We start from the raw sequence: 20,920 nt of genomic DNA, 5'->3' as shown, positions 1-20,920 counted from the left end.
TTCTCAGCGAGTTCGGCGAGGAACCGCGGCACCCGCCCGGCACCGAAGTCATAGAACCGCGCCCACCGCGGCTCGACCGCGATCCGCGCCATCCGGTCGTACAACGCCCGGCAGTTCCGCTCGAACTTCGCCGCATACGCGGCGTCGAAATTCTTCCGCGCGGCCGCGAGATACTCCGGAACCACCCCGTCGACGATGGTGAGGTGCGCGACGCCGCGCACCGGCCGGTCACCGGGCCGCTCCACACCTGCCCACACCGGCCCACGGTCGAGAACCTCGCGGCACGAACGTTACGAGACACCGCCCCCGGCCAGGAATGGTACGGCCGCCGTCGGGGCCCGGACCGGGTCCGCGGGCGGCCCGCGCACGCCCGCCGACCCGGTCGGGGCCGGTGCCGTCACAGTCCGTGGCGGCCGTCCCCGAGGACCCGCTCGGCCGTCCTGCGCTCCTGTTCGGCGGAGAACGGGGTGCTGCGGGCGGCGACGGCCCGGCGGGCCTCCTCGTCGATCAGGTCGGCGTTGATGACCGCGCCCGCGCGGACTCCGGCAGCGGCGGAACCGATGACCTGGTCGGTGGCGCTGGTGACGTTGCCGGCCACCCACACGCCGGGCACGGACGTCTGCCCGGTGGGGTCGGCCGCGATGCGGCTGCCGATCACCGTCCCGCGCATCTCCTGGTCCTCGGCCCGCAGGCCGAGGGAGGCCAGGAAACCGGCGCGCGCGGTGAATCGTGGGGCCACGACCAGTGCCCGGCGGGCGATGACGGTGCCCCCGGCCAGCCGTACCCCGCTGAGGCGGCCATCGGCGCTCTCCACGGCGGCCACCGGTCCGTCCACGACGGCGATGCCGCGGGCGGCGAGCTGCTCGTACTCCTCGTCGGTCGGCTCGGGGCCGGTGTGCAGGAAGAGCATGACGTCGTCGCTCCACTGCCGCCACAGCAGCGCCTGGTGGGCCGCCATGGGGGAGGTCGCCAGCACGCCGATCGGCTGGTCGCGCACCTCCCAGCCGTGGCAGTACGGGCAGTGCAGCACGCCGGTCCCCCACAGTCCGGCCAGGCCCGGCACCGGGGGGAGTTCGTCGGTCAGGCCGGAGGTCACGAGCAGCCGTGCCGCGCGCACGCCGGTGCCGTCGGCCAGGGTGACGCGGAAGTCCGCTCCGTCGCGCTCGGCCGACACGACAGTGCCGTCGGCGAACTCGCCCCCGTAGCGGCGCACCTCCGCCCGGCCCGCGGCCAGCAGCTCCCGTGGCGGGGTGCCGTCCAGCGCCAGGTAGCCGTGCACCCCTTCGGCGGGCGCGTTGCGCGGCCGCCCGTCGTCCACGACCAGGACCGAGCGCCGCGCCCGGCTCAGCGTGAGCGCCCCGGCCAGCCCGGCGGCACCGCCTCCGATCACGACGACGTCGTACCGCCGGCCGCCGTCCACGGGGCCTGCCGCGTCCCGCACCATCTGTCGGTTCATGTCTGCCTCCATTTCGCCGCCAGCTTGCGCGGCGACGGGCACGGATGGCAAAAGGTGTTGCGGAAACAGCAAACCGTGCTGTGGGAAGGCGTGACCCGCCGCTTCCGCGGTCCCGGAGCCGTCCGGCCCCTGAGGCGGGCGGGAGGCGCACCGTGGTCGCACGCCGAGGAGACGCGGGCGCGGCCGGGGCCGTCCGGCGTGGGCGGCTCCTCCACTGGCACGGCGACCCGTGCACCCGGCCGGGTGGAGCAGTGCCGCACGCGGATCCGGGACGGTCCGCTCGTCCGTGCGAACGGCCGGATCGCCTGCTCCGGAGCGCGGGCGGCTTGTGGCGCGGCCACCGGTGGACCTCGCGGACGTTCGGGACGTGCCCTGTGGTGATCTAGACTCCCCGCGTGAACGAATCGGTCGTCCTGCTGCTCGTCCCCGTCGCGTTCGTCGCCGGCCTGCTCGTCGCCGGGCTGGCGCGCCGTTCGCCGCAGCGGAGCCGGCCGCCCCGTCCTGTCTCGGCGGACACCCTGGAGCGGGCACGCGCGCTGATCGCGCAGGGCAAGCCCGTCCACGCCATCAAGGGCGTCCGCGAGGAGACCGGGATGGGGCTCGCGGAGGCCAAGGCGCTCGTCGACGCGCTGAGCCAGGGCCGCCCGGTGCCCGGCGCCCCGGCCGTCGCGCTGGCCGCCCGGGTGCGCGACCTGCGTGATGAGGACCGGGCGGCGGCCATCGCGCTGGTCGTCGCCGAGACCGGCATGACCGAGGCCGAGGCCGTGCGGTTCGCCGACGCCCTGGACTGACCGGCCGGCCCGGACCGCGGACGTGGGACCGGCGGGAGCGCGGCGCGGTACGCCGTCCGTGCCGGGTACCGGCCCGTGTGACCGATCAGACCCGGGCCGGGGCCGCGGTGGCGCAGGGGAGTGGAACCCCAGGTCAGGGTGGGTGCGGCCAGGGTGGGCCGGGCGGGCGCCGGAACGGCATGGGCGTTCTTCCGGAGCCGCTGATCACCGAGGCGTCGCGTTTAGCTGCCGTGGAAGCTAAAGTGACTCCCCGGTTCGCTGATCATCCCGGCGGGCCGCTGGAAATATGGTTGAAATTTCAATCACTTTGGCAGTGATCGGCAATAAGAGGGGCTCGTCATGAGTGAACCCGTGAAGCTCAGCGTCATCTACTACTCCGCCACCGGCACCGGCGCCGCCATCGCCCGGGAGATCGCCGAGACCGCGGAGAAGGAGGGCGCACAGGTCCGGCTGCGCAGGGCCGCCGAACTGGCGCCGGCCGAGGCCATCGCCGGCAACCCCGCGTGGGCGGCCAACGTCGAGGCCACCGCGGACATCGCCGAGGCCACCGCCGACGACGTCGTGTGGGCCGACGCCGTCATCTTCGGCTCACCGACCCGCTACGGCAACATCGCCGCCCAGCTCAAGCAGTTCATCGACACCCTCGGCCCGCAGTGGGCCCAGGGCCTGCTGGCCGGCAAGGTGTACTCGGGCTTCACGTCCACCTCCACCGCCCACGGCGGCCAGGAGTCCACACTGCTGGCGCTGGCGAACAGCTTCTACCACTTCGGCGGCATCATCGTGCCCCCCGGCTTCACCGAGCCGAGCAAGTTCGCCGACGGCAACCCCTACGGCACCTCCCACGTCGACGCGCAGGGCAACAGCCCGGTCGACGACCAGACCCGCACGGCCGCCCAGGTGCAGGTCAGGCGCGTGCTGCGCGTCGCCGCCGCGCTGACCGGGCACACCACCTTCTAGCGCGCCCACGCTCCCGCCCGGGCCGGCGCCGCACCGCCGCTCCGGGCTCGGGTGACCACCTCCTGCCATCCCGCTCGCGGGCCTTGAGCCGGCCGACCCCGTACCCGATGATCGGGGCATCGGGAGGTGGCGCCATGCCCGCACGCAGACCGTTCCCCGACCCCCGGCCGCATCCCCACACCCTCCCGTCCCCGTGAGCGCCGCCCAGTTGTGGGCCCTCGTCGGGCTGGGCATCTTCCACGGCGCCAACCCCGGCATGGGGTGGCTCATCGCGGTGTCGCGGGGGATGCAGGAGCGCAGCCGGGCGGCGCTGCTGTGGTCCCTGCCGGCGGTCGCCGGTGGGCACGCCGCGTCGGTCGCGGTGTTCGGCGTCGCCATCACCGTCACCGGGTCCCTCGTCGCCTCACGGTGGTTCGCCATCGCCGGAGGCGCCGTCGTGGCCGCGGCCGGGCTGTGGCAGCTCCTCGCCCGCCGGCACCTGCGGTGGCGCGACGTGCGGATGTCCAACCGGCAGCTCGCCGGCTGGTCGTTCCTGATGTCCTCGGTGCACGGCGCCGGGCTGATGCTGCTGCCGGTCCTGGCCGGCGACATCGCTCCCGCCTCCGGCGCACCGGACGGCCACGGCGGGCACGCCGGCCACGCCGGGCCGCCCGCCGCACCGGCCACGGGGGAACCGTCCGCCGCCGCCCCCGTCCCGGACACCGCCGGTCTCACCCTGGCCGACGCGACCTGGCTCGGGCTCGCCGCCGCCGGTGTGCACACGCTCGCCATGGCCGCCGCGACCGGCGTCATCGCGTTGCTCGTCTACGACTTCCTCGGTTCGCACCTGCTCCGGCTCTCCTGGGTCGACAGCGGCCGGGTCTGGGCGTTCGCCCTCGTCGCCGCCGGGCTCGCCGTGCTGCTCACCGCCTGACCGCGGCTCGACCGCCGCTCGACCCGGCGCGCCGCGCCGCTGGCTACGCTGACCGCGCAGGCCACCGCGGCGGAGGGCAGGGAGCGCACATGTCGGAGATCGTGCTGACGACGGGCGGGCACGTGCGGGGGAGCCGGGCGTCCGAGGCGGTCGTCGCCTTCCTCGGCATCCCGTACGCGAGCGCGCCGTTCGGCCCGCACCGCTTCCGGGAACCCGGACCGCCCCGCCCCTGGCGCGGCGTGCGCCGGGCCGACGAGTTCGGCCCGATCCCACCGCAGCCCACCGAGCCCGACCTGCCCCCGTGGTCGCCCGAGGACGGCGAGTGCGTCCTCACCGTCAACGTCTGGGCGCCGCCCTGCCGCGCGCCGGCCCGGCCGGTGCTGGTCTGGGTGCACGGCGGCGCCTACCGGACCGGGTTCTCCGCCGACCCGCTGTACGACGGGACCCGGCTCGCCGAGCAGGGACTGGTCGTCGTCTCGCTGAACTACCGGGTGGGCTTCGAAGGGTTCGGGCACGTGCCCGGCGCGCCCGACAACCGCGGGCTGCTCGACCAGGTGGCCGCCCTGCGCTGGGTGGCCCGCAACATCGGCGCCTTCGGCGGCGACCCGACGAACGTCACGCTGGCCGGCGAGTCCTCCGGCGGCGGCTCCGTGGCCTGCCTGCTGGCGATGCCGGCCGCGCGCGGGCTGTTCCAGCGGGCGATCGCGCACAGCGTCCCCTACGACTTCGTCACCCGCGCGACCGCCGCCGCCGTGGGCGAGCGCGTCGCCGAGGCGGCCGGCGCCGCCCCCGAAGCGCTGGCCGAGGTACCGCCCGGCGAACTGGTGGCGGCCGCGGAGCGGGTGACCGCCGAGGAACAGGCCGGCCCGCCGGACACGCTGCGGCACTACACCACCACGGTGTTCGCGCCCGTCGTGGACGGCGAGGTGCTGCCCGCCGCGCCCCTCACCGCGCTGGAGGCGGGGGCCGGCGGGGCGGCGGAGCTGCTGCTCTGCCACACCCTGCACGAGTTCCGGCTCTTCCCCGGCGTCGGCGCGGCACCCCAGGTCACCGAGGACGACGCGCTGCCCGACGTCGCCAGGGCCTTCGGCCTGCCACCGGAGCGGGTGGCGGGCTACCGGGCACTGGCCCCCGGCGCCTCGGCCTACGACCTGTACACCATGATCGCCACCGACGGACGGTACGCCGAGTACACCGCCCGGCTCGCCGAGGCGCACACCAGGGCGGGCGGCCGGGCGCACCTGGCCCGGTTCGCCTGGGAGAGCCCGGCACTGGACGGCGCCCTCGGCGCCTGCCACTCCCTCGACGTCCCCTTCGCCTTCCGCAACCTGGACGGCGGTCCCTACGCCGAGTTCCTGCTGGGCGAGCCCGGCCCCGCCGAGCACGCCCTGGCCGGCCGCATCGCCGGCGCCTGGGCGGACTTCGCCGCCACCGGCGACCCCGGCTGGCCGGCGCTGTCGGCCGGCGACACCCCGGTCCGGACGTGGAACCGCCGGGACGGCCTGGAGCACGACGACCCGCAGAGCGGTACGCGGGCCCTGTGGCGGGACGTGGACTTCCACGCCCCGACGGGCTGAACCCGCATCCCGGCGCTCCGGCGGGCGCCGCGACCGCGCCCGGCGAACCGCTCAGCCCCAGTCCTCGTCCGGGACCGCGTCCTCGGTCTCGGGCCGGCGCGGTGCGGGGGCGGGCGGGGGTGCGCCGGGGCCGTGGGACCAGATGCGGCGGCCGCTGACCCGGGTCGGGACGATGGTGATGAAGGCGTCGCGGACGCCGCCGGCCCAGGGGCGCACGGCGGTGCAGCGTTGCAGGGCGGCGCGTTCCCCGGGATCGCGGACCTGGCGGGCCCGGCCGCGGATGAGGACGCTCCAGCCCTCGCTCATCACGCCGTCGAGCTGGTCGACCTCGAAGCTGACGTACCCTTCGGCGTGCTCGGCGATCACCCCGTCCGGGGAGGTGCGGAACACGATGTTGCCGTCGACGACCGTGTAGGTGACCGGCAGGACGGCGGGGCCGCAGGAGCCCTCGGTGGAGAAGCAGATCCGGCCGATGCCTCCGGGGCCCACCAGGCGCATGCACTCGTCGGCGCCGAGCGTGTACAGCACCGGCGCGGGCGCCGCCGTCCGCTCGGCGCCCGGCGGCTGGTCGGCGTCGGCGCCGAGCAGTGCGCCGGGCGTGGTGCGCAGCGCGTCCGCCAGCCGGGTCAGCGCCCACCGGGTGAGCTGCGGGGGGTGCTCCTCCAGATACGCCACGTACCCGGTGGCCATGCCCGCGCGCTCGGCGACCTCCTGCCGGCTGAGTCCCAGTTCGGCTCGCCGGTGCGCGACCCGCCGGCTCAGATCCCCGCGACCGGTGTGCGCTCCGCTCCCGATGCTCATGGCACCCCCTCACTCCGGTCACCGCCTGGGGACCCGCACCCCCGCACGTCCGGCACGCGAGCGTGCTCGCGTCCGCTCGTCCCGGGGCCCGGCCTCCGCTCCATGGGACCGCGGCTCCCGTGGCGAGCGGGAGGCTCCCCGTCATCCATGCTGCGGCCCGGCCAGAGCCGGGCGCATGGGCACTTCGCAGCGCCCGCGTGGGGCGAAGGTCCCGCCGGTGATCACGACGGACGGTACCGCTCCGGGACGAAAGGCACACCCGTACGGGCGTAACGACGCTGCCCCGGGCCGTCCCGTGCGCGCGAGACTGGCCACATCCGCCGACGGAGGCGACGGACGAAAGGGGTCGAGGTGAAGAGCAGGCAGCTGGTCCGTTACGGCCGGATCGCGGTGCGGGCGTCCGACGGCATCGACCCCGCCGCGATCGTGCACGTACGGGACAGGTTCGCGACTCTGCAACGGTACTCGCGGGTGCGGGTCGACCACGTGGACGTGCTGCTGTGGCGCCGCTCCGTCGCCGGCTACGGCAGCCTCGTGGAGGGCGAGGCGGTGGTCCGCCTGGGCGCCGCCACCGCCAGGGCCGACGCCGAGGCCGACAGCGTCTGCGCGGCGGTCGACAAGCTGCACGAGCGGCTCGCCTGGGACCTCGCGGCCGGGTCCGCGCGGCGCGGCACCGAGGCGCGGCGGCGTGGCTGGTTCCGGTCACTGCGCCGCGGAACCGGAGACCTGCCGGCCGACGACGGCACGCACCAGACCCCGGCCGGGTGAGGCGGGCCGGGCGCCGCCGCGCCGGCCCGGGGGAGCCCGGGTGGTCACGCGTCGTCAGGGAGGGGCACCCGCCACGTCACGCGGGTGCCGCCGGCGGGACGGCGGACGGCCTCGAAGCCACCGCCGAGCCGCCGGGCGCGCTCCGCGAGGTTGCGCAGCCCGCTGCGGCGGCCACGCTCGGGGATGCCGGACCCGTCGTCCTCCACCTCCACGAGCAGGTCGGTGTCGACCACCACCCGCACGTCCACCCGGCGCGCGTTGGCGTGCCGGGCGACGTTGGACAGCGCCTCCTGCAGCACCGCCAGCAGGTGGTCGGCGGTCTCGTCCGGCACGGCGCTGTCGATCGGCCCGTCCAGGCGCAGGCCGGGCGAGCAGCCCAGCGGCTCCTTGGCGGACTCCACCACCTCCAGGATCTGGTTGCGCAGCCACAGCCGTTCGCCGTCGCCGGCGCTCTGCAGCGCGAAGATCGTCGACCGGATCTGCCGGATGGTGTCGTCGAGGTCGGCCACGGCCTGGCGCACCCGGCGGGCCGGCTCCTCGGTGTCGATCCGCTTCACCGAGCTCATCAGCGACATGGCCACCGCGAACAGCCGCTGGATGATGATGTCGTGCAGCTCACGGGCGATCCGGTCCCGGTCCTCCAGGACGGTGAGCCGCTCGGTGTCGCGCCGGCTCTCGGCCAGCTCCAGCGCCACCGCCGCGTGCCCGGCGAAGGCCTGCAGGGCGCGCGCGGCGGACGGCGCGAACGCGGGGCGGCCCGCCCGCCGGCCGAGCAGCAGCAGACCCTGGCCGGAGTGCCCGAGGCCCAGTGGCACCAGCAGCACCGGCCCGATGCCGGTCCCCGCGAGAGCCGGGGCGGGTTCGGCGCCCGGTTCGGAGACATCGGTGAGGGCCGGCTCGCCGCCGCGGAACACCCGGCCCGGCAGGGACCCCCGCGCGTCGATCGTCCGGCCGGCCACCCGCCGCGCCTGCGCGCCGTCGGCGACCCGCACGGTCAGCCGGTCCTCGCCGTGGTCGGCCAGCGCGATCGCGACCAGGTCGGCGTCGGCCATCTGCCGGGCACGTTCGGCGATCAGGTGCCGGACCTCCTCGGGCGCCGCGCCCGACAGCAGCCGCGTGGTGATCTCACCGGACGCGTCCAGCCACAGTTCCCGGCAGCGGGTCTCGTCGTACAGCCGCGCGTTCTCGATCGCGACCCCGGCGGCCGTCGCCAGCGCGGTGACGATGGCCTCGTCGTCCTCGTCGAACGCCGCGCCACCGGCTTTCTCGGTGAGGTAGAGGTTGCCGAACACCTCGTCGCGCACCCGGATCGGCACGCCGAGGAAACCGCGCATCGGCGGGTGGCCGTGCGGGAAGCCGCGGGACTCCGGGTGCGCGGCGAGATCGTCCAGCCGCAGGGACTGCGGCTCCTTGATCAGCAGGCCGAGGATCCCCTCGCCCTCCGGCCAGTGCTCGATCGCGGAGATCTCCCGCTCGTCCAGCCCGACGGGCAGGAACTGCTGCAGCCGGCCCTCGGCGCTGATGACGCCCAGCGCGCCGTAGCGCGCGTCGACCAGGGTGGTCGCCGCCTCCACGATGCGCCGCAGCATCGTCTCCAGGTCCAGGCCGGTGCCGATGAGGACCACCGCGTTCAGCAGGGCGTGCAGGCGGTCCCGGGTCCGCAGCGCCGCGGTGACGCGGGACTGGAGCTCGCTCAGCAAGTCGTCCAGTCGGGTGTTCGGCAGGAGCTCGCGCCCCCGCTCGGTATCTGGAGTGGAGCCTTCCGTGGCGGGTGAACGGGAAAAGTCGTCGGCCATGATCGGTCCGCCCTGGGATGCCGGCTGCGCCGCCCTCGACGTGCGGTCCAGTACACGTCCGAGTCTAGGCCCGTGACCCGGACGAGGACAGGGCGGGACGCGCATCGCCGCAGGCAGCGGCACGGCGACCGGGGTACGCCCTCAGGCGGCCTGCGCGGGCGCGGCCGGCGCGGCCCGGCCCAGCCGCATGAGCATCTGTGCGTGACCGCCTTCCGCCAGCGACATCCGCTCGGCGATGAAACGGCGCAGCAGCGGCTCCTCTAGCGGCTGCGGGTGGAAGGCGGCCGACACTCCGCCGTGCGCGGCCGTCAGCAGCACCCGCTGCAGCGCCTCGCCCGCGGTCAGCCAGTCGGCGCGGGCGTCACCGGGCGTGGCCAGCACCGCCACCGTCCCGTCGCTCGTCCCCGACACCCGCATGCGCCCCGGGATGCGGCCGTGGCCGAAGTCGCGGCCGGGGAACAGCCGGGCGGCCTCGTCGTCGGCCGGCGGGTAGTCCTGGGCCGGCACCCCGGGCGCCGTCCGGCCGCCGGACTCGCGCGTCCACCGGGCGATCTCCTCGCCGCGGACGCGCTCGTGCCGGTGCAGGTGCTCCGCCGCGCCCACCAGGCCGGCCAGCGAGCGCACGAGCGCGGGCTCGGTGACCACCCGCAGGCGGGCGCCCTCCGTCCGGGCCGCGGCGCCCAGCGACTGGACCAGGCCGGCATCGTCCACCTGCGCGTCGAACGGGCCGCGGTGCGTGCGCCGCTGCGCCACGGCCGCGAACAGCGCCCGCTCCAGGTCGCCCGCCTCGGCGGCCCCCGCGACGCTGACGTCCGCGAGCAGGCCCGGCCGGTCCGGATCGGGCAGGCGGTGCACGTCGGGCCGCCAGCCGCCCGCGAGCAGCGTGATCCGGATCGTGAACAGCGCGGCTCCGCAGCTGATGACCGACTCCCGCAGCGCCGGGTCCGCGACGGGCAGCCGCCGGCGCAGGTCGATGCGCAGGCAGACCCGGCCACGGTCGGTCTCCAGCGTCCACGGCCGGGTGTTCCACACCGACGGCGCGTGCTCGGCCGCCCAGCGGGCGGTGCGCAGCAGCTCCCGTTCCGTCCCGGGGGCGGACAGGTCCGGCCCGGTGGTGCCCCCGTGCCGCGCAGGGGTGTCCTTCATCCCGCACCCGTCCCCTCTCGCGCGTCGCACGGCCGGTTGGCGACGTCCGTCTCACCCGGCCCGGCGTTACCAGCCCATCGGAACCCTGCCGCCCACACCAGGGACCGAGGCCGCCACGCGGCGGGCCAGAGGTCCCGGCGTACGGACCCGGCCGGACCCGCTACGGTCGCGGCCATGGTCGCCGGTGCTGTGGTGTGGCGCGCTCCGTCCGTCTGACGGCCGTTCGAGTAATCACCGGGCCGTCTTCGGACGGCCGTGCGCCTCGTGTTCGCTCCGACGGCTCCCGCCCGCCGAAGGCGGCTCCCCTGACAGGGAGTCCCCATGGAGCACCACATTTCACCGATCACGCCGCCCGGCGCCTCGTCCACTGGCACGAGGACGGCCGGATCCGCCGGGCCCGATGGGCGGGGCCGCACCGCCTCCCCGACGACATCGTGGTGGCCGGCGACGAGCTGCGTGCCGACCTCGCCGTGCGGCCGGCGCGCCGGAACCGGGCCGTGCTGTGGCGCGGCGACTACCGTAACGCGCGGCAACTGCTCGCCGCGGTGAAACGACGGCTCGGCCGGCACCCCGCCGGGCGCGGCGCCCCCCGCCGACGCCTTCCGCCGCCACCGGCAGGCGACGGCCGACCGCGCCCACGTCCTGAGCCGGTTCCTGGTCGAACTCGGCCCCGGCTACCGCCTCGACCTCCCGCACGCGCCCGACGTGGCGGAGGCGTGCCGGCAGGCGTACGGCCCGGCGGCCGGACGGCTCGTCATTCCGGTGCCGGACCTGCTGAGCACGCTCGGCGCCCACCAGTGGCGGGTCCGTGGCGTGCCGGTGCGGGCGCTCGGCCGGACGATCCATCCGCACTACGGCGTGTTCGCTCCGACCCGTCAGGAGTACATCGACCTCGTCGCGGCGGCGCCGTGGCCGCGGGTGCGGACCGCGTTCGACATCGGCACCGGCACCGGGGTGCTGGCCGTGCTCCTCGCCGACCGCGGGGCCGGACGGATCGTGGCCACCGGCATCGAGGCCCTCGCGGCCGCCTGCGCCCGCGACAACGTCGGACGGCTCGGCCTGTCCGGCCGGATCCGGGTCGAACAGGCGGACCTGATCGTGTGCAATCCGCCGTGGCTGCCGGGCGTCCCCGCCTCGTCACTCGACGCCGCGGTCTACGACGCGGGCTCGCGCATGCCGCGCGGTTTCCTGCGCGAGGTGCCCCACCGGCTGACCTCCGGCGGCGAGGCCTGGCTGGTCCTCTCCGACCTCGCCGAACGGCTGGGACTGCGCACGCGCGGCGAGCCGGCCGGGATGTTCGCCGCCGCGGGCCGCACCGTGGCCGGCCGGCTGGACGCCCGCCCCCGCCACCGGACGCGCCGGCGGGCCGATCCGCTCGCCGAGAACCGGGCCGCCGAGATCACCTCGCTGTGGCGGCTCACGCGGTCACCGCGCGGGGCGGGACGCGCCTGACCGCGGCCACCGGCCGGGCGGCCCGGGCACCACGGCCGGAGCGTTCGCAGCGGCGCACGGCGCGTCCGGTGGCGTGGTCCGGGTGCCTGAGGCGGGCACGGCCGTGGCGGGTCAGGGGCCGGTGTGCGGTGAGAACCCGGGCGATCTCGTCATGGAGCGCGGCTCGCTCGTCGTACCCGGTCCGCAGGCCGACGGACTTCTCGACGGTGTTGCGGTCCCGGTGGACGGCCGGTCGAAGGCGGCGAAGCCGTCCGCCCCGCGATCCACGCCTGCGGCCGGCCGAGCCGGTCCGCATCCGGCCTGGAGGCCACCCACCCGTTCGTGGAAGGCCTGCGGGCGGGTCATCCCTTGGGCGGCTCCTGCCCCGCGCCGGTGGAGGTCCACCGCGGCAAGCCCGCCGAACCCGACGCGCCGCCGGACCGGCCGCACACCGTGCCCGCCGAGCTGAACGCACGGCCGACGCGGGCTTCCCTCCCCGCCGACCTTGCCGAAATCACCGCCGAGATCCCGGACGGCCTCCGTGGCCACACTCGGCGGGAGGTGACCTTCGTCCCGGCGTCGCCACGCCCGCCGTGGGCAGAAGATGGGCGACATCGGACCAGGTCGGCGTACGGCCCGCCAGACGCCGGGCCGCGCACCGGCCTTCCGGCCGGCGCCGACCGTGGAAGGGAGGTCCGCGTGCCCGGACGCCAGCCCCACGGGGGGCCCGCCGCCCTCCCGGTCCCTCCGGGCCCGCGCGGCCGCCGCTCCGGCGGCCGGGGACGTCCGCCGCCCGCCCTCCCCTCCTCACGCCCATCGTACGGCCCGGCCGTCCGGCCGGTGCACGGAGGTTGAGGTGACCGCCCATGACCGTCCACGCCGACACCGGTCAGATGCACGCGCTGCTCACCGACGGCGGCATCGTCCGCCTCCGCCCGGCCACACCGGCCGACACCGCCGAGGTGCGGCGGATGCACCGGACGATGTCGGCGGAGAACCGGCGGATGCGGTTCTTCGTCCCCGGCCCGCGCGCGGGCGACGAGGTGGCCGAGCGGCTCTGCCGGCCGCCCGACTCCGCGCACGCGGCGCTGGTCGCGATCCTCGCGGACGAGATCGTCGGCGTCGCCGGGTACGAGCGCGCCGGCGAGGAGCCGACCGCGGAGATCTCGCTGGCCGTCGCCGACCACGTGCACGGCCGCGGAGTCGGTACGCTCCTCCTGGAGCACCTGGCCTCCCACGCCCGCCGTTCGGGCATCGCCGCATTCAGCGCACAGGTGCTGCTCGGCAACCACGCCATGCTGCGGGTCTTCGCCGACGCCGGCCTGCCGCTGCACCGCAGGCCGGCGGCGGGGGTGGTGGACATCGACATCCCGCTCACCATGGACGACCGTTACCTGGCGGCCGTGGGAGAGCGGGAGAGCCGGGCCGAACGCGAGAGCCTGAACCGGGTGCTGCGGCCGTCGTCGGTGGCGGTCGCCGGAGTCACGCGCCGTGCGGTCTCGGTCGGCAACGCCGTGGTCCGCAACATCCTCGGCGCCGGCTACACCGGCCACCTCCACCTCGTGCACCCGCGGACCGCCGACGTCGCCGGCGTGGCCGCCTATCCCTCCGCCGCCGACCTGCCCGAGGCTCCCGACCTCGTGGTGGTCGCGGTCCCCGCCGCGGCCGTGACGGGCGTCGCGCGGGCCTGCGGCGAGCGTGGGGCCGGCGGCCTGGTCGTGCTGTCGGCCGGCCTGACGCCGGCGCTCCAGCGGGAACTGCTGGAGACCTGCCGCACGCACGGCATGCGGCTGGTCGGGCCCAACTGCTTCGGGGTCGCCAACCTGGACCCCGGGGTACGGCTGCAGGCCACCTTCTCCGCGCACCGCCCGCGTCCGGGGCGCGCCTGCGTCATCGCGCAGTCCGGTGGCGTCGGCATCACGCTCATGGAGCACCTGTCCCGCCTGGAGGTCGGCGTCTCCACCTTCGCCTCGGTCGGCGACCGGCTCGACGTCAGCAGCAACGACCTGCTGGCCTGGGCCGAGTCCGACCCCGGCACCCGCATGGCGGTGGTACACGTGGAGTCCTTCGGAAATCCCCGCAAGTTCTCCCGGATCGCCCGCCGCGTCAGCCGCGAGATGCCGGTGCTCGCCATGCTCACCGGGCGCACCACCGCCGGGAGGCGGGCGGCCGCCGCGCACACCGGCGGTGCCTCCGTCCCCGAACTGGCCGGCACCGCGCTGTTCCGGCAGGCCGGTCTCACCCCGGCGCGCAGCGTCACCGAGATGGTGGAGGCCGCCGCGATGCTGGCGCACCAGCCGCTCCCGGCGGGCCCGCGCGTCGCCGTGGTCACCAACACGGCCGGTACCGGGGTCCTCACCGCCGACGCGTGCGGCGACGCCGGCCTGGAGGTCCCCGAACTCGGCATCGGCCTGCGGCGCCGGCTCGCCGAACTGCTCCCGCCGGGCAGCGGCTGCGCGAACCCGGTCGACACCACCCCGCAGGTCCGCACCGAGCAGGTACGCGCGTGCGTGGAGGCGGTGGCGGCCTCCCCGGAGGTGGACGCCGTCGTCGTGGTCGTCGTCCCCACCGCGCTCGCCGACCCCGCGCCCATGGTCGCCGCGGACACCGCCGGCAAGCCGCTGCTCGCCGTCGTCCCCGAGCAGGCCGAGGCGGTCACCGTGCTTCCCGCCGGTGACCGTGCGGTGCCCTCCTTCGGCGCCCCGGAGTCGGCCGCCACCGCGCTGGGCCACGCGTGGGCGCGCACCCGGTGGCTGGCCCGGCCGTCCGGAACGGTGCCGGCGTTCCCCGGCGTCGACGTCGAGGACGCCCGCGCGGTCCTGCACGGGTTCCTCGCCGAGCGGCCGGGCGGCTGGCTCCCGCTCGACCGGGCGCTGCGCCTGCTCGACGGGTACGGGATCGCCACCGCGCCATGGCGCGCCGTGCGCTCGGCCGAGGAGGCGATCGACGCCTTCGACGCGCTCGGCGGCCGGGTCGCCGTCAAGGGCGACACCGCCGGCCTTGCCCACCGGCGCGCGGCGGGCGCGCTGCGGCTCGACCTCGACCGCCCGGAGGGCGTCCGCGCCGCCTACCGCGCGATGGCCGAGCGGTTCCCGACCGTGGTGGTGCAGGCCATGGCGCCCCGCGAGTTCGAGACGCGGCTCGGCGTCATCCACCAGCCGGATCTGGGGCCGCTGGTGGTGTTCGGCCTGGGCGGCAGCTACGCCGACGCCCTCGACGTGCGCGTCGCCCGGCTCACTCCGCTCACCGACGTCGACGCCGCGGAACTCGTGCGCGAGGTGCGGGCCGCGGCCGCCCTCGGCTCCCCGCCCGGGGAACGGCGGGTGGACCTGCCGGCGCTGCAGGATGCCGCGCTGCGGGTGTCCCGGCTCGCCGGTGACCTCCCCGAGGTCGCCGAACTCGACGTCAACCCGGTGTCGGTCGGCGCGCGGGGCGCCGTCGCCCTGGACGCCCGCGTCCGGGTGAGCGCGCGGCCCGAGAGCGACCCCTACCTGCGGGTCCTGGGGTCCTTCTAGCCGTCCGGCACGTCGGCGGACGTGGAGCCCGCGCCGTACGGCGGCACGCGGCGCGATCCGGGCGTGACCCCGCACACCGCTCCGTCCACCGCCACGGTGACGGGCGCCGCCGTCGACGGCGGCAGCCGCACCTCGACCGTGTCGCGGCGTACCGCGATCCGCACGCCCCAGTGCCCCGGTAGCGCAGATCGTACGCCGGTGTTGGTCACCGCCCGTCCAGACCCGGGCGGACGGTCGGCTCGCCGTTCCGGTCCACCGGGACGACCGTCGTCTCCAGCGCGAGCGGGTGCGGGGCGTCCATCGAGACCGGCCGGCGCTGGGTGAGCCGCGTCCGGCGCCCCTCGGTGTCGCGGACCCGCCAGAGCCGGGTGCGCACGCCGCGCCGCATGTCGAGTTCCTGCCGGTACTCCAGCACCGGGCGCGGGGCCGCCCGGCCCGTCCGGGGCGGTGGCCACGACCAGCGGCAGCCGGCCGGGAATGTCGACCAGGTCCTCGTCGCGCACCGTGCGGCCGGCGACCCGCGACGTGAGCCCGTCATGGCACCCGGCGAGGTAGCGGCCCGGGCAATGGACGCCGTCGGCCCGGTACTCCGGGGCCGCGCCGCGGGTGGCGACGTAGCCGTTCCCGAGGGTGCACGGTGCCTCCCGCACCCCCTCATCGCCGAGGGCCGGCCCTCATAGCGCAGCGTCCAGCGGCTCAATCCGGGACCTCGGGCAGCGTGAGTTCGCCGAGGTCGGACACCACGACGTCGGCACCCTGCCGGTACAGTTCCGCGGCCCGGCCGTCGCGGTCGACCCCGACCACCAGCCCGAACCCGCCGTGCCGCGCCGCCGTCACGCCCGGGCAGGCGTCCTCCACCACCCCGGCCCGTTCGGGCGGCACCCGCAGGCGGGCGGCCGCCTCCAGGAACAGCGCCGGGTCCGGCTTGCCCGGCAGGCGGAGCCGGGCGGCGTCGACCCCGTCCACCCGCACGTCGAACAGGCCGGCGGCGCCGGAGGCGCGCAGCACCGTCGCGCAGTTGCGGCTCGCCGACACCGCCGCCGTGCCGATCCCGCGGTCCAGCAGGCCGCGCACCAGCGCCACGGTGGAGGGGAAGGCGACCACGCCGTAGCTGCGCACGTGCTCCAGGAAGTACCGGTCCTTGCGGTCGCCGAGCGAGGCGGGGGTGGCGGCGCCGGGATCGTCCTGCGGCGCCTCCTCGGGCAGGGTGATGCCGCGCGCGCCCAGGAAGGCGCGCACCCCGTCCAGCCGGGACCGGCCGTCGACGTAACGAGGGTAGTCGGACCGCATGTCGAACGGGCGGAACCGCCCGCCGTCGCGCCGGGCGCGGCCGCGCAGGAACTCGTCGAAGGCCCGCTTCCACGCGGCGGCGTGGATCCGCGCCGTGTCGGTGATCACCCCGTCGGTGTCGAAGATCATCGCCGAGAGGTGCTCGACCGGCACCACCACCGCCTGCGGCATGGTCTCCACCTCCCGCTTCCCATGGCACACCAGCGGGCACGGAGGGACAACGGGACGTTGGTCGGTGCTCCCGCCGCCTAAGGGCTCACCCGGACGCGGGCGGGTGGCGGGGCAGGGCCGGATTAGGGCCGCGGCGGCTACCCGCCGGCTCCGCCGAGCGCGCGGTCGTCCTCCGAGGCGTCGGCGTGCAGCACCGCCACCGGGCAGGCCGCGTGGGTCAGCAGGGTCTGGCTGACCGACCCCAGGAGCATCCCGGCGAAGCCCCCGCGGCCACGGGAGCCCACCACCACCAGGTCCGCGGTGCGCGACCGCGTCGTCAGCACGTGGGCCGGGTGCCCGGCGATGACCGCGGACTCCGCCCGGACCTCCGGACGGCGGGCGCGCAGGCCGGCGAGGGACTCCGACAGCTCCCGCCGGGCCTCCTCCTCGGCGGCGCGTTCCTCAGGGCTGCCGGGGCCCGGCGGTGGGGTCTCCAGGGAGACGAAGACACCGTGCGACGCGGTGCCGTACACCGCCACCGCGTGCAGCGTGGCGCGGCGCCGCGCGGCCTCGTCGAACGCCCACTCCGCCGCCGCCCGCGCGGGCGCCGAGCCGTCCAGCCCGGCCACCACGCGGCCGGTGGCCGGGCGCGGCTCCAGATGCGGCACGACGACCAGCGGGCACGGCGCGAGGGCCGCCAGTTGCAGCCCGACCGAGCCGAGGAACACCGCGCCGAGCCGGCTGGCCCCGCGGGAGCCGACGACCACCAGGGCGGCGCGCTCGGCCTCCTCCAGCAGCACGTCCCCGGGGTCGCCCTCCGGCCACGCGGCCTCGACGTCCAGTTCGGGGGCCCGGGCGAGCGCGTGCGCCCGCGCCTCCTCCGCGATCCGGCGCGCCATGGTGGCGAGGTCGTACCTCTGCACCACCTCGGCCGGCACACCGGAGGTCAGCCAGGTGAACGCGTGCACCACGCGCAGCCGCCGCCCGCGCAGCCGCGCCTCGTCCACCGCCCAGTCCAGCGCCCGCAGGCTGCCCTCACTGCCGTCGACCGCCGCCACCAGCGGTGCCATCGTGCTCCTCGCCATGTGCCCCTCCCGTGGGCGCGAAGTGCCATGGGCGCGGCGCCGTCAGCCGTCCTGCCGGTGCGCGGACTCCGCCTTGAGCCGGGCCGCGTAGACCGCCGCCTGGGTGCGGCGCTGCATGGCGAGCTTGGCGAGGACGCTGGAGACGTAGTTCTTGACCGTCTTCTCGGCGAGGAAGATCCGCTCGCCGATCTGCCGGTTGGTCAGCCCCTCGCCGATGAGGTCGAAGATGCGCCGTTCCTGGTCGGTCAGCGCCGCCAGCGGGTCCTGGTGGTGCGCCTCCTCCCGCAGCCGATCCAGCATCCGCGCCGTGCTGCGCGGGTCGAGCAGCGACCGGCCCGAGGCCACCGTGCGCACGGCCCGCACCAGGTCGGAACCGTGGATCTGCTTCAGCACGTATCCGGACGCGCCGGCCATGATGGCGTCGTACAGCGCGTCGTCGTCGGGGAACGAGGTGAGCATCAGGCACGCCACGTCCGGCAGTCGCGACCGCACCTCGCGGCACACCTCGACCCCGCTGCCGTCCGGGAGCCGCACGTCCAGGACGGCCACGTCCGGCCGGGCGGCCGGGATCCGGGCCACCGCCTCCGCGGCGGTGCCGGCCTCGCCCACCACCACGACGTCGGGCTCGCTCTCCAGCAGGGCCGTCACGCCGCGCCGCACGACGTCGTGGTCGTCCACCAGGAAGACTCGGATGTCGTTCTTCGGTTCCGGCATCGCCCTCAGCCCCTCGACTCTCCCGGGGCCGCCGCGCCGGGGGCGGCGGCCACTGCCGTGAACCTACCCAGATCGCCCGGCGTCGATCGGCCGCCGTCCGGCCCGGGGCCGGTGCGGGCTCACCGCCGGATCAGGAATGGGGAGAGCAGCCCGGGGACCGCGTCGTCGGCGAACGCCAGACCGGTGGCCAGATCGACGTCGGCCGCCCGGTACACACCGGCGCCCGCGGCGGTCGTCGCTCCCACCGTTGCCAGCCCGGCCCGGCGCTGGAACGGCGATCGGGTGATCCGCCAGCCGATCACCCCGTCGCGCCGCACCGCGGCGGTGCGCCGGAACAGGCCGCCCGAGCGGACCAGCAGGTACTCACCGGTGAGCGCGTGGCCGAGCGCGCGGTAGGCGGCGTGCGCCCACGGCAGCGCGCCCGCCAGCACCGCCACCGGTGCCAGCCACGCCCACGCCGGGAGCGCGGGAACCGCCACGACGGCCGCGGCCGTGGCCGCGGCGGTCACCACCGCGGCCGTGACCGCCCGGCTCAGCCGCCGCCGGCGGGCCGCCGCGGGGTGCGCCCGCAGCGGCGCGGCGGCGAACGGCGACCGTTGCGCGAGCAGCACGCCGGCGGCCACCCGGTGCGCCACCGCCAGCGCCAGCGCCTGGCCGAGGGCGTCGCGCGCCACCTGCTGCCGATCGTCCCCGGCCGTGCCCAGCCCGGTGGCGATCGCTCGCAGCCGGGCGCCCCGGAACCAGCGCGCCGGCAGCGGCTCGCAGAGCTCCACGCCGCGCAGCCGGGCCTGCTCCAGGGAGATCGACGTGGTGGTGAACAGCCCGCGCCGCAGCCGCAGGGAGCCGTCGCCCTCCCTGTCCAGGCGGTAGCCCCACCACGCCTCCACCGTGCCGAGCAGCGCGGCCACCATGCCGGTGAGCAGGACCACGAGCAGCGCCGCGGGCACGGCCACCACCAGGTGCGGGCGGGCGAGGTCGTCGACGGCGGCGGCGCCGCGCCCGGCGCGCTCCTCGCCGAACCACGTCAGCACGCTGTACAGACCGCCGTAGACGCCGAGACCGAGCAGCGGAGCCCACTCGGCCAGCGGCGCGTAGCCGAACCACCGCGCGTCGAGCCGGGCGATGGCGCCCTCGCCGGGCGCCGCGCCGGCGGGGGCCGCGCCGCGGTCGAGCAGGACGCGCCGCAGCTCCTCGGCGCCGGGGGCGTCCAGCGAGCGCAGCGGCAGGCCGGCGTCGGCGCCGCCGCCGTCGCCGGTGCCGACGGTCACCGTGCGCACGCCGAGCAGCCGGGACACGATGTCGGCGGAGACGTCGACGCTGCGGATCCGGTCCCGCGGCACCGAACGCAGTGTTTCGGAGAGCAGGCCGGCGCGCAGTTCCAGGCGCTCGGCGGTGAGCCGGTAGCGGGTGCGGCGCACCCGGACCCACTCGCCGCCGGTGAGCGCCGCGACCAGCAGCACGCCGCCGGCGGCGACGGCCAGTCCGCCGAGGACCGACCAGAACACGGCGAGGACGACGGTGGTGACCAGCGCCGGGACGCCGATGGCGACGGCGAGCAGCAGGGTGGCGGCGAGTACGGAGCGGGCGCTCAGCGGGCGCCACGGGGCGGTGTCGGCGGTCATGTGGCGTCTCCCGGAGTGGCCTGGGTGGTGGCGGTGAGCCGGTCGGCGAGGGCGGCGGCACGTTCATGGTCCAGCCCGCCGATGGCGAGCGCGCCGGCCGCCGACGCGGTGGTGACGGTGACGGTGGACAGCCCGAACAGCCGCTGCAGCGGGCCGCGGGTGGTGTCGACGCTCTGGATCCGCGACATCGGGGCCACCCGCCACTCCTGCCACAACCAGCCGGCGGCGGTGTAGACGGCGTCGTCGGTGGTCTCCCAGCGGTGCACGCGGTAGCGCCACTGCGGCATCACGAGTGTGTAGGCGGCACCGAGCACGGCGGCCCCCGCGGCGGCGGGCCACAGCCAGGAGCGCGCGGGCTCGGCGAACACCGCGGTCACGGCGAGGGCGACGGCCGGCGGCGCCGCCCACAGCAGCGCCCGGCCCGTCCACCAGGCGATCGCGCGGCGGTCCACCCGGTACCGCGGTGGCCGCAGCCGCAGGCCGTCCGCGCCCGGGGGCGGGGTGGGGGAGGTGAGGTTCATCGGTCGTCACCTTTCCGGGGGTGTCTCGGGGGGAGCCGCCGGGCCGTCCATGGCCCGGCGAACGCCGCGGCGGTCCGGCCCGCCTGACCGTGTCGCCGTGGTCCTCGGTGTCCGGGCGAAGGCATCGCGACTCCGATCTGGGGGTGGGCCGCTCAGCGGCGGCGGAAACGGGCGCGGAGGGCGACGAGCAGCACCAGGCCGGAGGCGAGGGCCGCCGCCGCGGCTCCGTCGGCGACGGCGGCGCCGATGAGCGCGGCCAGTGCGCCGGCGGCCAGCACGGTGGCCCGTGGTGATCGCCGGGCAGGGGCATCGCCGGAACGCCGCTCGGCACGGTGGCCGGTCCCGGGTGGGGCGGTCATCCTGGGCGCCTCCCATCGGGTCGCCGCT

The 20,920-nt window shown here is 76.7% G+C and carries 19 protein-coding genes and 2 pseudogenes; 7 read left to right on the top strand and 14 right to left on the bottom strand.

What is annotated here, in order from left to right:
• A pseudogene (locus tag ACFQRF_RS25555) lies at window positions 1-257 on the bottom strand (hypothetical protein); the annotation flags it as partial.
• A 140-nt stretch (window positions 258-397) separates the two neighbouring features.
• A complete protein-coding gene (locus tag ACFQRF_RS25550) occupies window positions 398-1,456 on the bottom strand; it encodes an NAD(P)/FAD-dependent oxidoreductase (RefSeq protein ID WP_379873747.1) in 1,059 nt (352 codons plus the stop codon).
• Between the two features lie 395 nt (window positions 1,457-1,851).
• On the opposite strand from ACFQRF_RS25550, the gene ACFQRF_RS25545 reads away from it, so the two are divergent.
• The 4 genes from ACFQRF_RS25545 (at window position 1,852) to ACFQRF_RS25530 (ending at window position 5,694) form a co-directional block, all read left to right on the top strand.
• On the top strand, window positions 1,852-2,247 hold the full coding sequence (locus tag ACFQRF_RS25545; protein ID WP_379873746.1) for a ribosomal protein L7/L12: 396 nt from the start codon (window positions 1,852-1,854) through the stop codon (window positions 2,245-2,247).
• A gap of 339 nt (window positions 2,248-2,586) precedes the next feature.
• Window positions 2,587-3,204 (top strand): NAD(P)H:quinone oxidoreductase, encoded by a 618-nt coding sequence (wrbA, locus tag ACFQRF_RS25540; protein ID WP_379873745.1) that lies wholly within the window; start codon window positions 2,587-2,589, stop codon window positions 3,202-3,204.
• Between the two features lie 193 nt (window positions 3,205-3,397).
• Window positions 3,398-4,117: a cell wall anchor protein gene (locus ACFQRF_RS25535; RefSeq protein WP_379873744.1), complete on the top strand. Its 720-nt coding sequence runs from the start codon at window positions 3,398-3,400 to the stop codon at window positions 4,115-4,117.
• A gap of 89 nt (window positions 4,118-4,206) precedes the next feature.
• Window positions 4,207-5,694 carry a carboxylesterase/lipase family protein gene (locus tag ACFQRF_RS25530; RefSeq protein ID WP_379873743.1) on the top strand — a complete coding sequence of 496 codons (1,488 nt, stop codon included), beginning with the start codon at window positions 4,207-4,209 and terminating at the stop codon, window positions 5,692-5,694.
• 51 nt (window positions 5,695-5,745) lie between these two features.
• Here the strand turns inward: ACFQRF_RS25530 and ACFQRF_RS25525 are convergent, their stop codons facing one another.
• The gene (locus tag ACFQRF_RS25525; protein WP_379873742.1) at window positions 5,746-6,495 is read right to left on the bottom strand and encodes a helix-turn-helix domain-containing protein; all 750 of its coding nucleotides are present in this window, start codon (window positions 6,493-6,495) and stop codon (window positions 5,746-5,748) included.
• A 351-nt stretch (window positions 6,496-6,846) separates the two neighbouring features.
• Here ACFQRF_RS25525 and ACFQRF_RS25520 point away from each other — a divergent pair, with 351 nt between their 5' ends.
• Complete coding sequence (locus ACFQRF_RS25520) at window positions 6,847-7,263, top strand: hypothetical protein (protein WP_379873741.1); 417 nt, start codon at window positions 6,847-6,849, stop codon at window positions 7,261-7,263.
• A gap of 44 nt (window positions 7,264-7,307) precedes the next feature.
• Here the strand turns inward: ACFQRF_RS25520 and ACFQRF_RS25515 are convergent, their stop codons facing one another.
• Together ACFQRF_RS25515 and ACFQRF_RS25510 are read right to left on the bottom strand one after the other, a co-directional pair.
• Window positions 7,308-9,059 carry a sensor histidine kinase gene (locus tag ACFQRF_RS25515; protein ID WP_379873740.1) on the bottom strand — a complete coding sequence of 584 codons (1,752 nt, stop codon included), beginning with the start codon at window positions 9,057-9,059 and terminating at the stop codon, window positions 7,308-7,310.
• A 141-nt stretch (window positions 9,060-9,200) separates the two neighbouring features.
• Window positions 9,201-10,205, bottom strand: coding sequence for an Acg family FMN-binding oxidoreductase (locus tag ACFQRF_RS25510; protein WP_379873739.1), 1,005 nt, complete (start codon window positions 10,203-10,205; stop codon window positions 9,201-9,203).
• Between the two features lie 705 nt (window positions 10,206-10,910).
• On the opposite strand from ACFQRF_RS25510, the gene ACFQRF_RS25505 reads away from it, so the two are divergent.
• Together ACFQRF_RS25505 and ACFQRF_RS25500 are read left to right on the top strand one after the other, a co-directional pair.
• On the top strand, window positions 10,911-11,657 hold the full coding sequence (locus tag ACFQRF_RS25505; protein ID WP_379873738.1) for a methyltransferase: 747 nt from the start codon (window positions 10,911-10,913) through the stop codon (window positions 11,655-11,657).
• 845 nt (window positions 11,658-12,502) lie between these two features.
• Complete coding sequence (locus ACFQRF_RS25500) at window positions 12,503-15,151, top strand: bifunctional acetate--CoA ligase family protein/GNAT family N-acetyltransferase (protein ID WP_379873737.1); 2,649 nt, start codon at window positions 12,503-12,505, stop codon at window positions 15,149-15,151.
• Here ACFQRF_RS25500 and ACFQRF_RS25495 read toward each other — a convergent pair.
• From ACFQRF_RS25495 to ACFQRF_RS25455, 9 genes and pseudogenes are all read right to left on the bottom strand, one after another.
• Window positions 15,148-15,315: a hypothetical protein gene (locus tag ACFQRF_RS25495; protein ID WP_379873750.1), complete on the bottom strand. Its 168-nt coding sequence runs from the start codon at window positions 15,313-15,315 to the stop codon at window positions 15,148-15,150. The two genes, ACFQRF_RS25500 and ACFQRF_RS25495, sit on opposite strands and share 4 nt — an antisense overlap.
• 41 nt (window positions 15,316-15,356) lie before the next feature.
• Window positions 15,357-15,566 (bottom strand): hypothetical protein, encoded by a 210-nt coding sequence (locus ACFQRF_RS25490; RefSeq protein WP_379873736.1) that lies wholly within the window; start codon window positions 15,564-15,566, stop codon window positions 15,357-15,359.
• 97 nt (window positions 15,567-15,663) lie between these two features.
• Window positions 15,664-15,801, bottom strand: a pseudogene (locus ACFQRF_RS25485) (hypothetical protein); the annotation flags it as partial.
• A gap of 46 nt (window positions 15,802-15,847) precedes the next feature.
• On the bottom strand, window positions 15,848-16,612 hold the full coding sequence (locus ACFQRF_RS25480) for an HAD family hydrolase (RefSeq protein WP_379873735.1): 765 nt from the start codon (window positions 16,610-16,612) through the stop codon (window positions 15,848-15,850).
• 137 nt (window positions 16,613-16,749) lie between these two features.
• Window positions 16,750-17,676, bottom strand: coding sequence for a universal stress protein (locus ACFQRF_RS25475; RefSeq protein ID WP_379873734.1), 927 nt, complete (start codon window positions 17,674-17,676; stop codon window positions 16,750-16,752).
• Between the two features lie 42 nt (window positions 17,677-17,718).
• A complete protein-coding gene (locus ACFQRF_RS25470) occupies window positions 17,719-18,390 on the bottom strand; it encodes a response regulator (protein WP_379873733.1) in 672 nt (223 codons plus the stop codon).
• A 119-nt stretch (window positions 18,391-18,509) separates the two neighbouring features.
• Complete coding sequence (locus ACFQRF_RS25465) at window positions 18,510-20,012, bottom strand: PH domain-containing protein (RefSeq protein ID WP_379873732.1); 1,503 nt, start codon at window positions 20,010-20,012, stop codon at window positions 18,510-18,512.
• On the bottom strand, window positions 20,009-20,533 hold the full coding sequence (locus tag ACFQRF_RS25460) for a PH domain-containing protein (RefSeq protein WP_379873731.1): 525 nt from the start codon (window positions 20,531-20,533) through the stop codon (window positions 20,009-20,011). The genes ACFQRF_RS25465 and ACFQRF_RS25460 overlap by 4 nt, the downstream gene beginning before the upstream one ends.
• Window positions 20,534-20,685: 152 nt before the next feature.
• Entirely contained in the window at window positions 20,686-20,892 is a 207-nt protein-coding gene (locus tag ACFQRF_RS25455; protein ID WP_379873730.1) for a hypothetical protein, read from the bottom strand.
• Between the last annotated feature and the right edge of the window lie 28 nt (window positions 20,893-20,920).

This window comes from Marinactinospora rubrisoli, assembly GCF_042664915.1.
Taxonomy (GTDB): domain Bacteria; phylum Actinomycetota; class Actinomycetes; order Streptosporangiales; family Streptosporangiaceae; genus Marinitenerispora; species Marinitenerispora rubrisoli.
Note: the sequence above shows the minus strand (reverse complement) of the source record. Positions and strands in the feature narration are given on the sequence as shown.

Coding starts and splice junctions, on each gene's coding strand:
- ACFQRF_RS25550 (WP_379873747.1), bottom strand. CDS start 1,456: ATGAACCGACAGATGGTGCGGGACGCGGCAGGCCCCGTGGACGGCGGC.
- wrbA (WP_379873745.1), top strand. CDS start 2,587: ATGAGTGAACCCGTGAAGCTCAGCGTCATCTACTACTCCGCCACCGGC.
- ACFQRF_RS25530 (WP_379873743.1), top strand. CDS start 4,207: ATGTCGGAGATCGTGCTGACGACGGGCGGGCACGTGCGGGGGAGCCGG.
- ACFQRF_RS25525 (WP_379873742.1), bottom strand. CDS start 6,495: ATGAGCATCGGGAGCGGAGCGCACACCGGTCGCGGGGATCTGAGCCGG.
- ACFQRF_RS25515 (WP_379873740.1), bottom strand. CDS start 9,059: ATGGCCGACGACTTTTCCCGTTCACCCGCCACGGAAGGCTCCACTCCA.
- ACFQRF_RS25510 (WP_379873739.1), bottom strand. CDS start 10,205: ATGAAGGACACCCCTGCGCGGCACGGGGGCACCACCGGGCCGGACCTG.
- ACFQRF_RS25500 (WP_379873737.1), top strand. CDS start 12,503: ATGACCGTCCACGCCGACACCGGTCAGATGCACGCGCTGCTCACCGAC.
- ACFQRF_RS25480 (WP_379873735.1), bottom strand. CDS start 16,612: ATGCCGCAGGCGGTGGTGGTGCCGGTCGAGCACCTCTCGGCGATGATC.
- ACFQRF_RS25475 (WP_379873734.1), bottom strand. CDS start 17,676: ATGGCGAGGAGCACGATGGCACCGCTGGTGGCGGCGGTCGACGGCAGT.
- ACFQRF_RS25470 (WP_379873733.1), bottom strand. CDS start 18,390: ATGCCGGAACCGAAGAACGACATCCGAGTCTTCCTGGTGGACGACCAC.
- ACFQRF_RS25465 (WP_379873732.1), bottom strand. CDS start 20,012: ATGACCGCCGACACCGCCCCGTGGCGCCCGCTGAGCGCCCGCTCCGTA.
- ACFQRF_RS25460 (WP_379873731.1), bottom strand. CDS start 20,533: ATGAACCTCACCTCCCCCACCCCGCCCCCGGGCGCGGACGGCCTGCGG.
- ACFQRF_RS25455 (WP_379873730.1), bottom strand. CDS start 20,892: ATGACCGCCCCACCCGGGACCGGCCACCGTGCCGAGCGGCGTTCCGGC.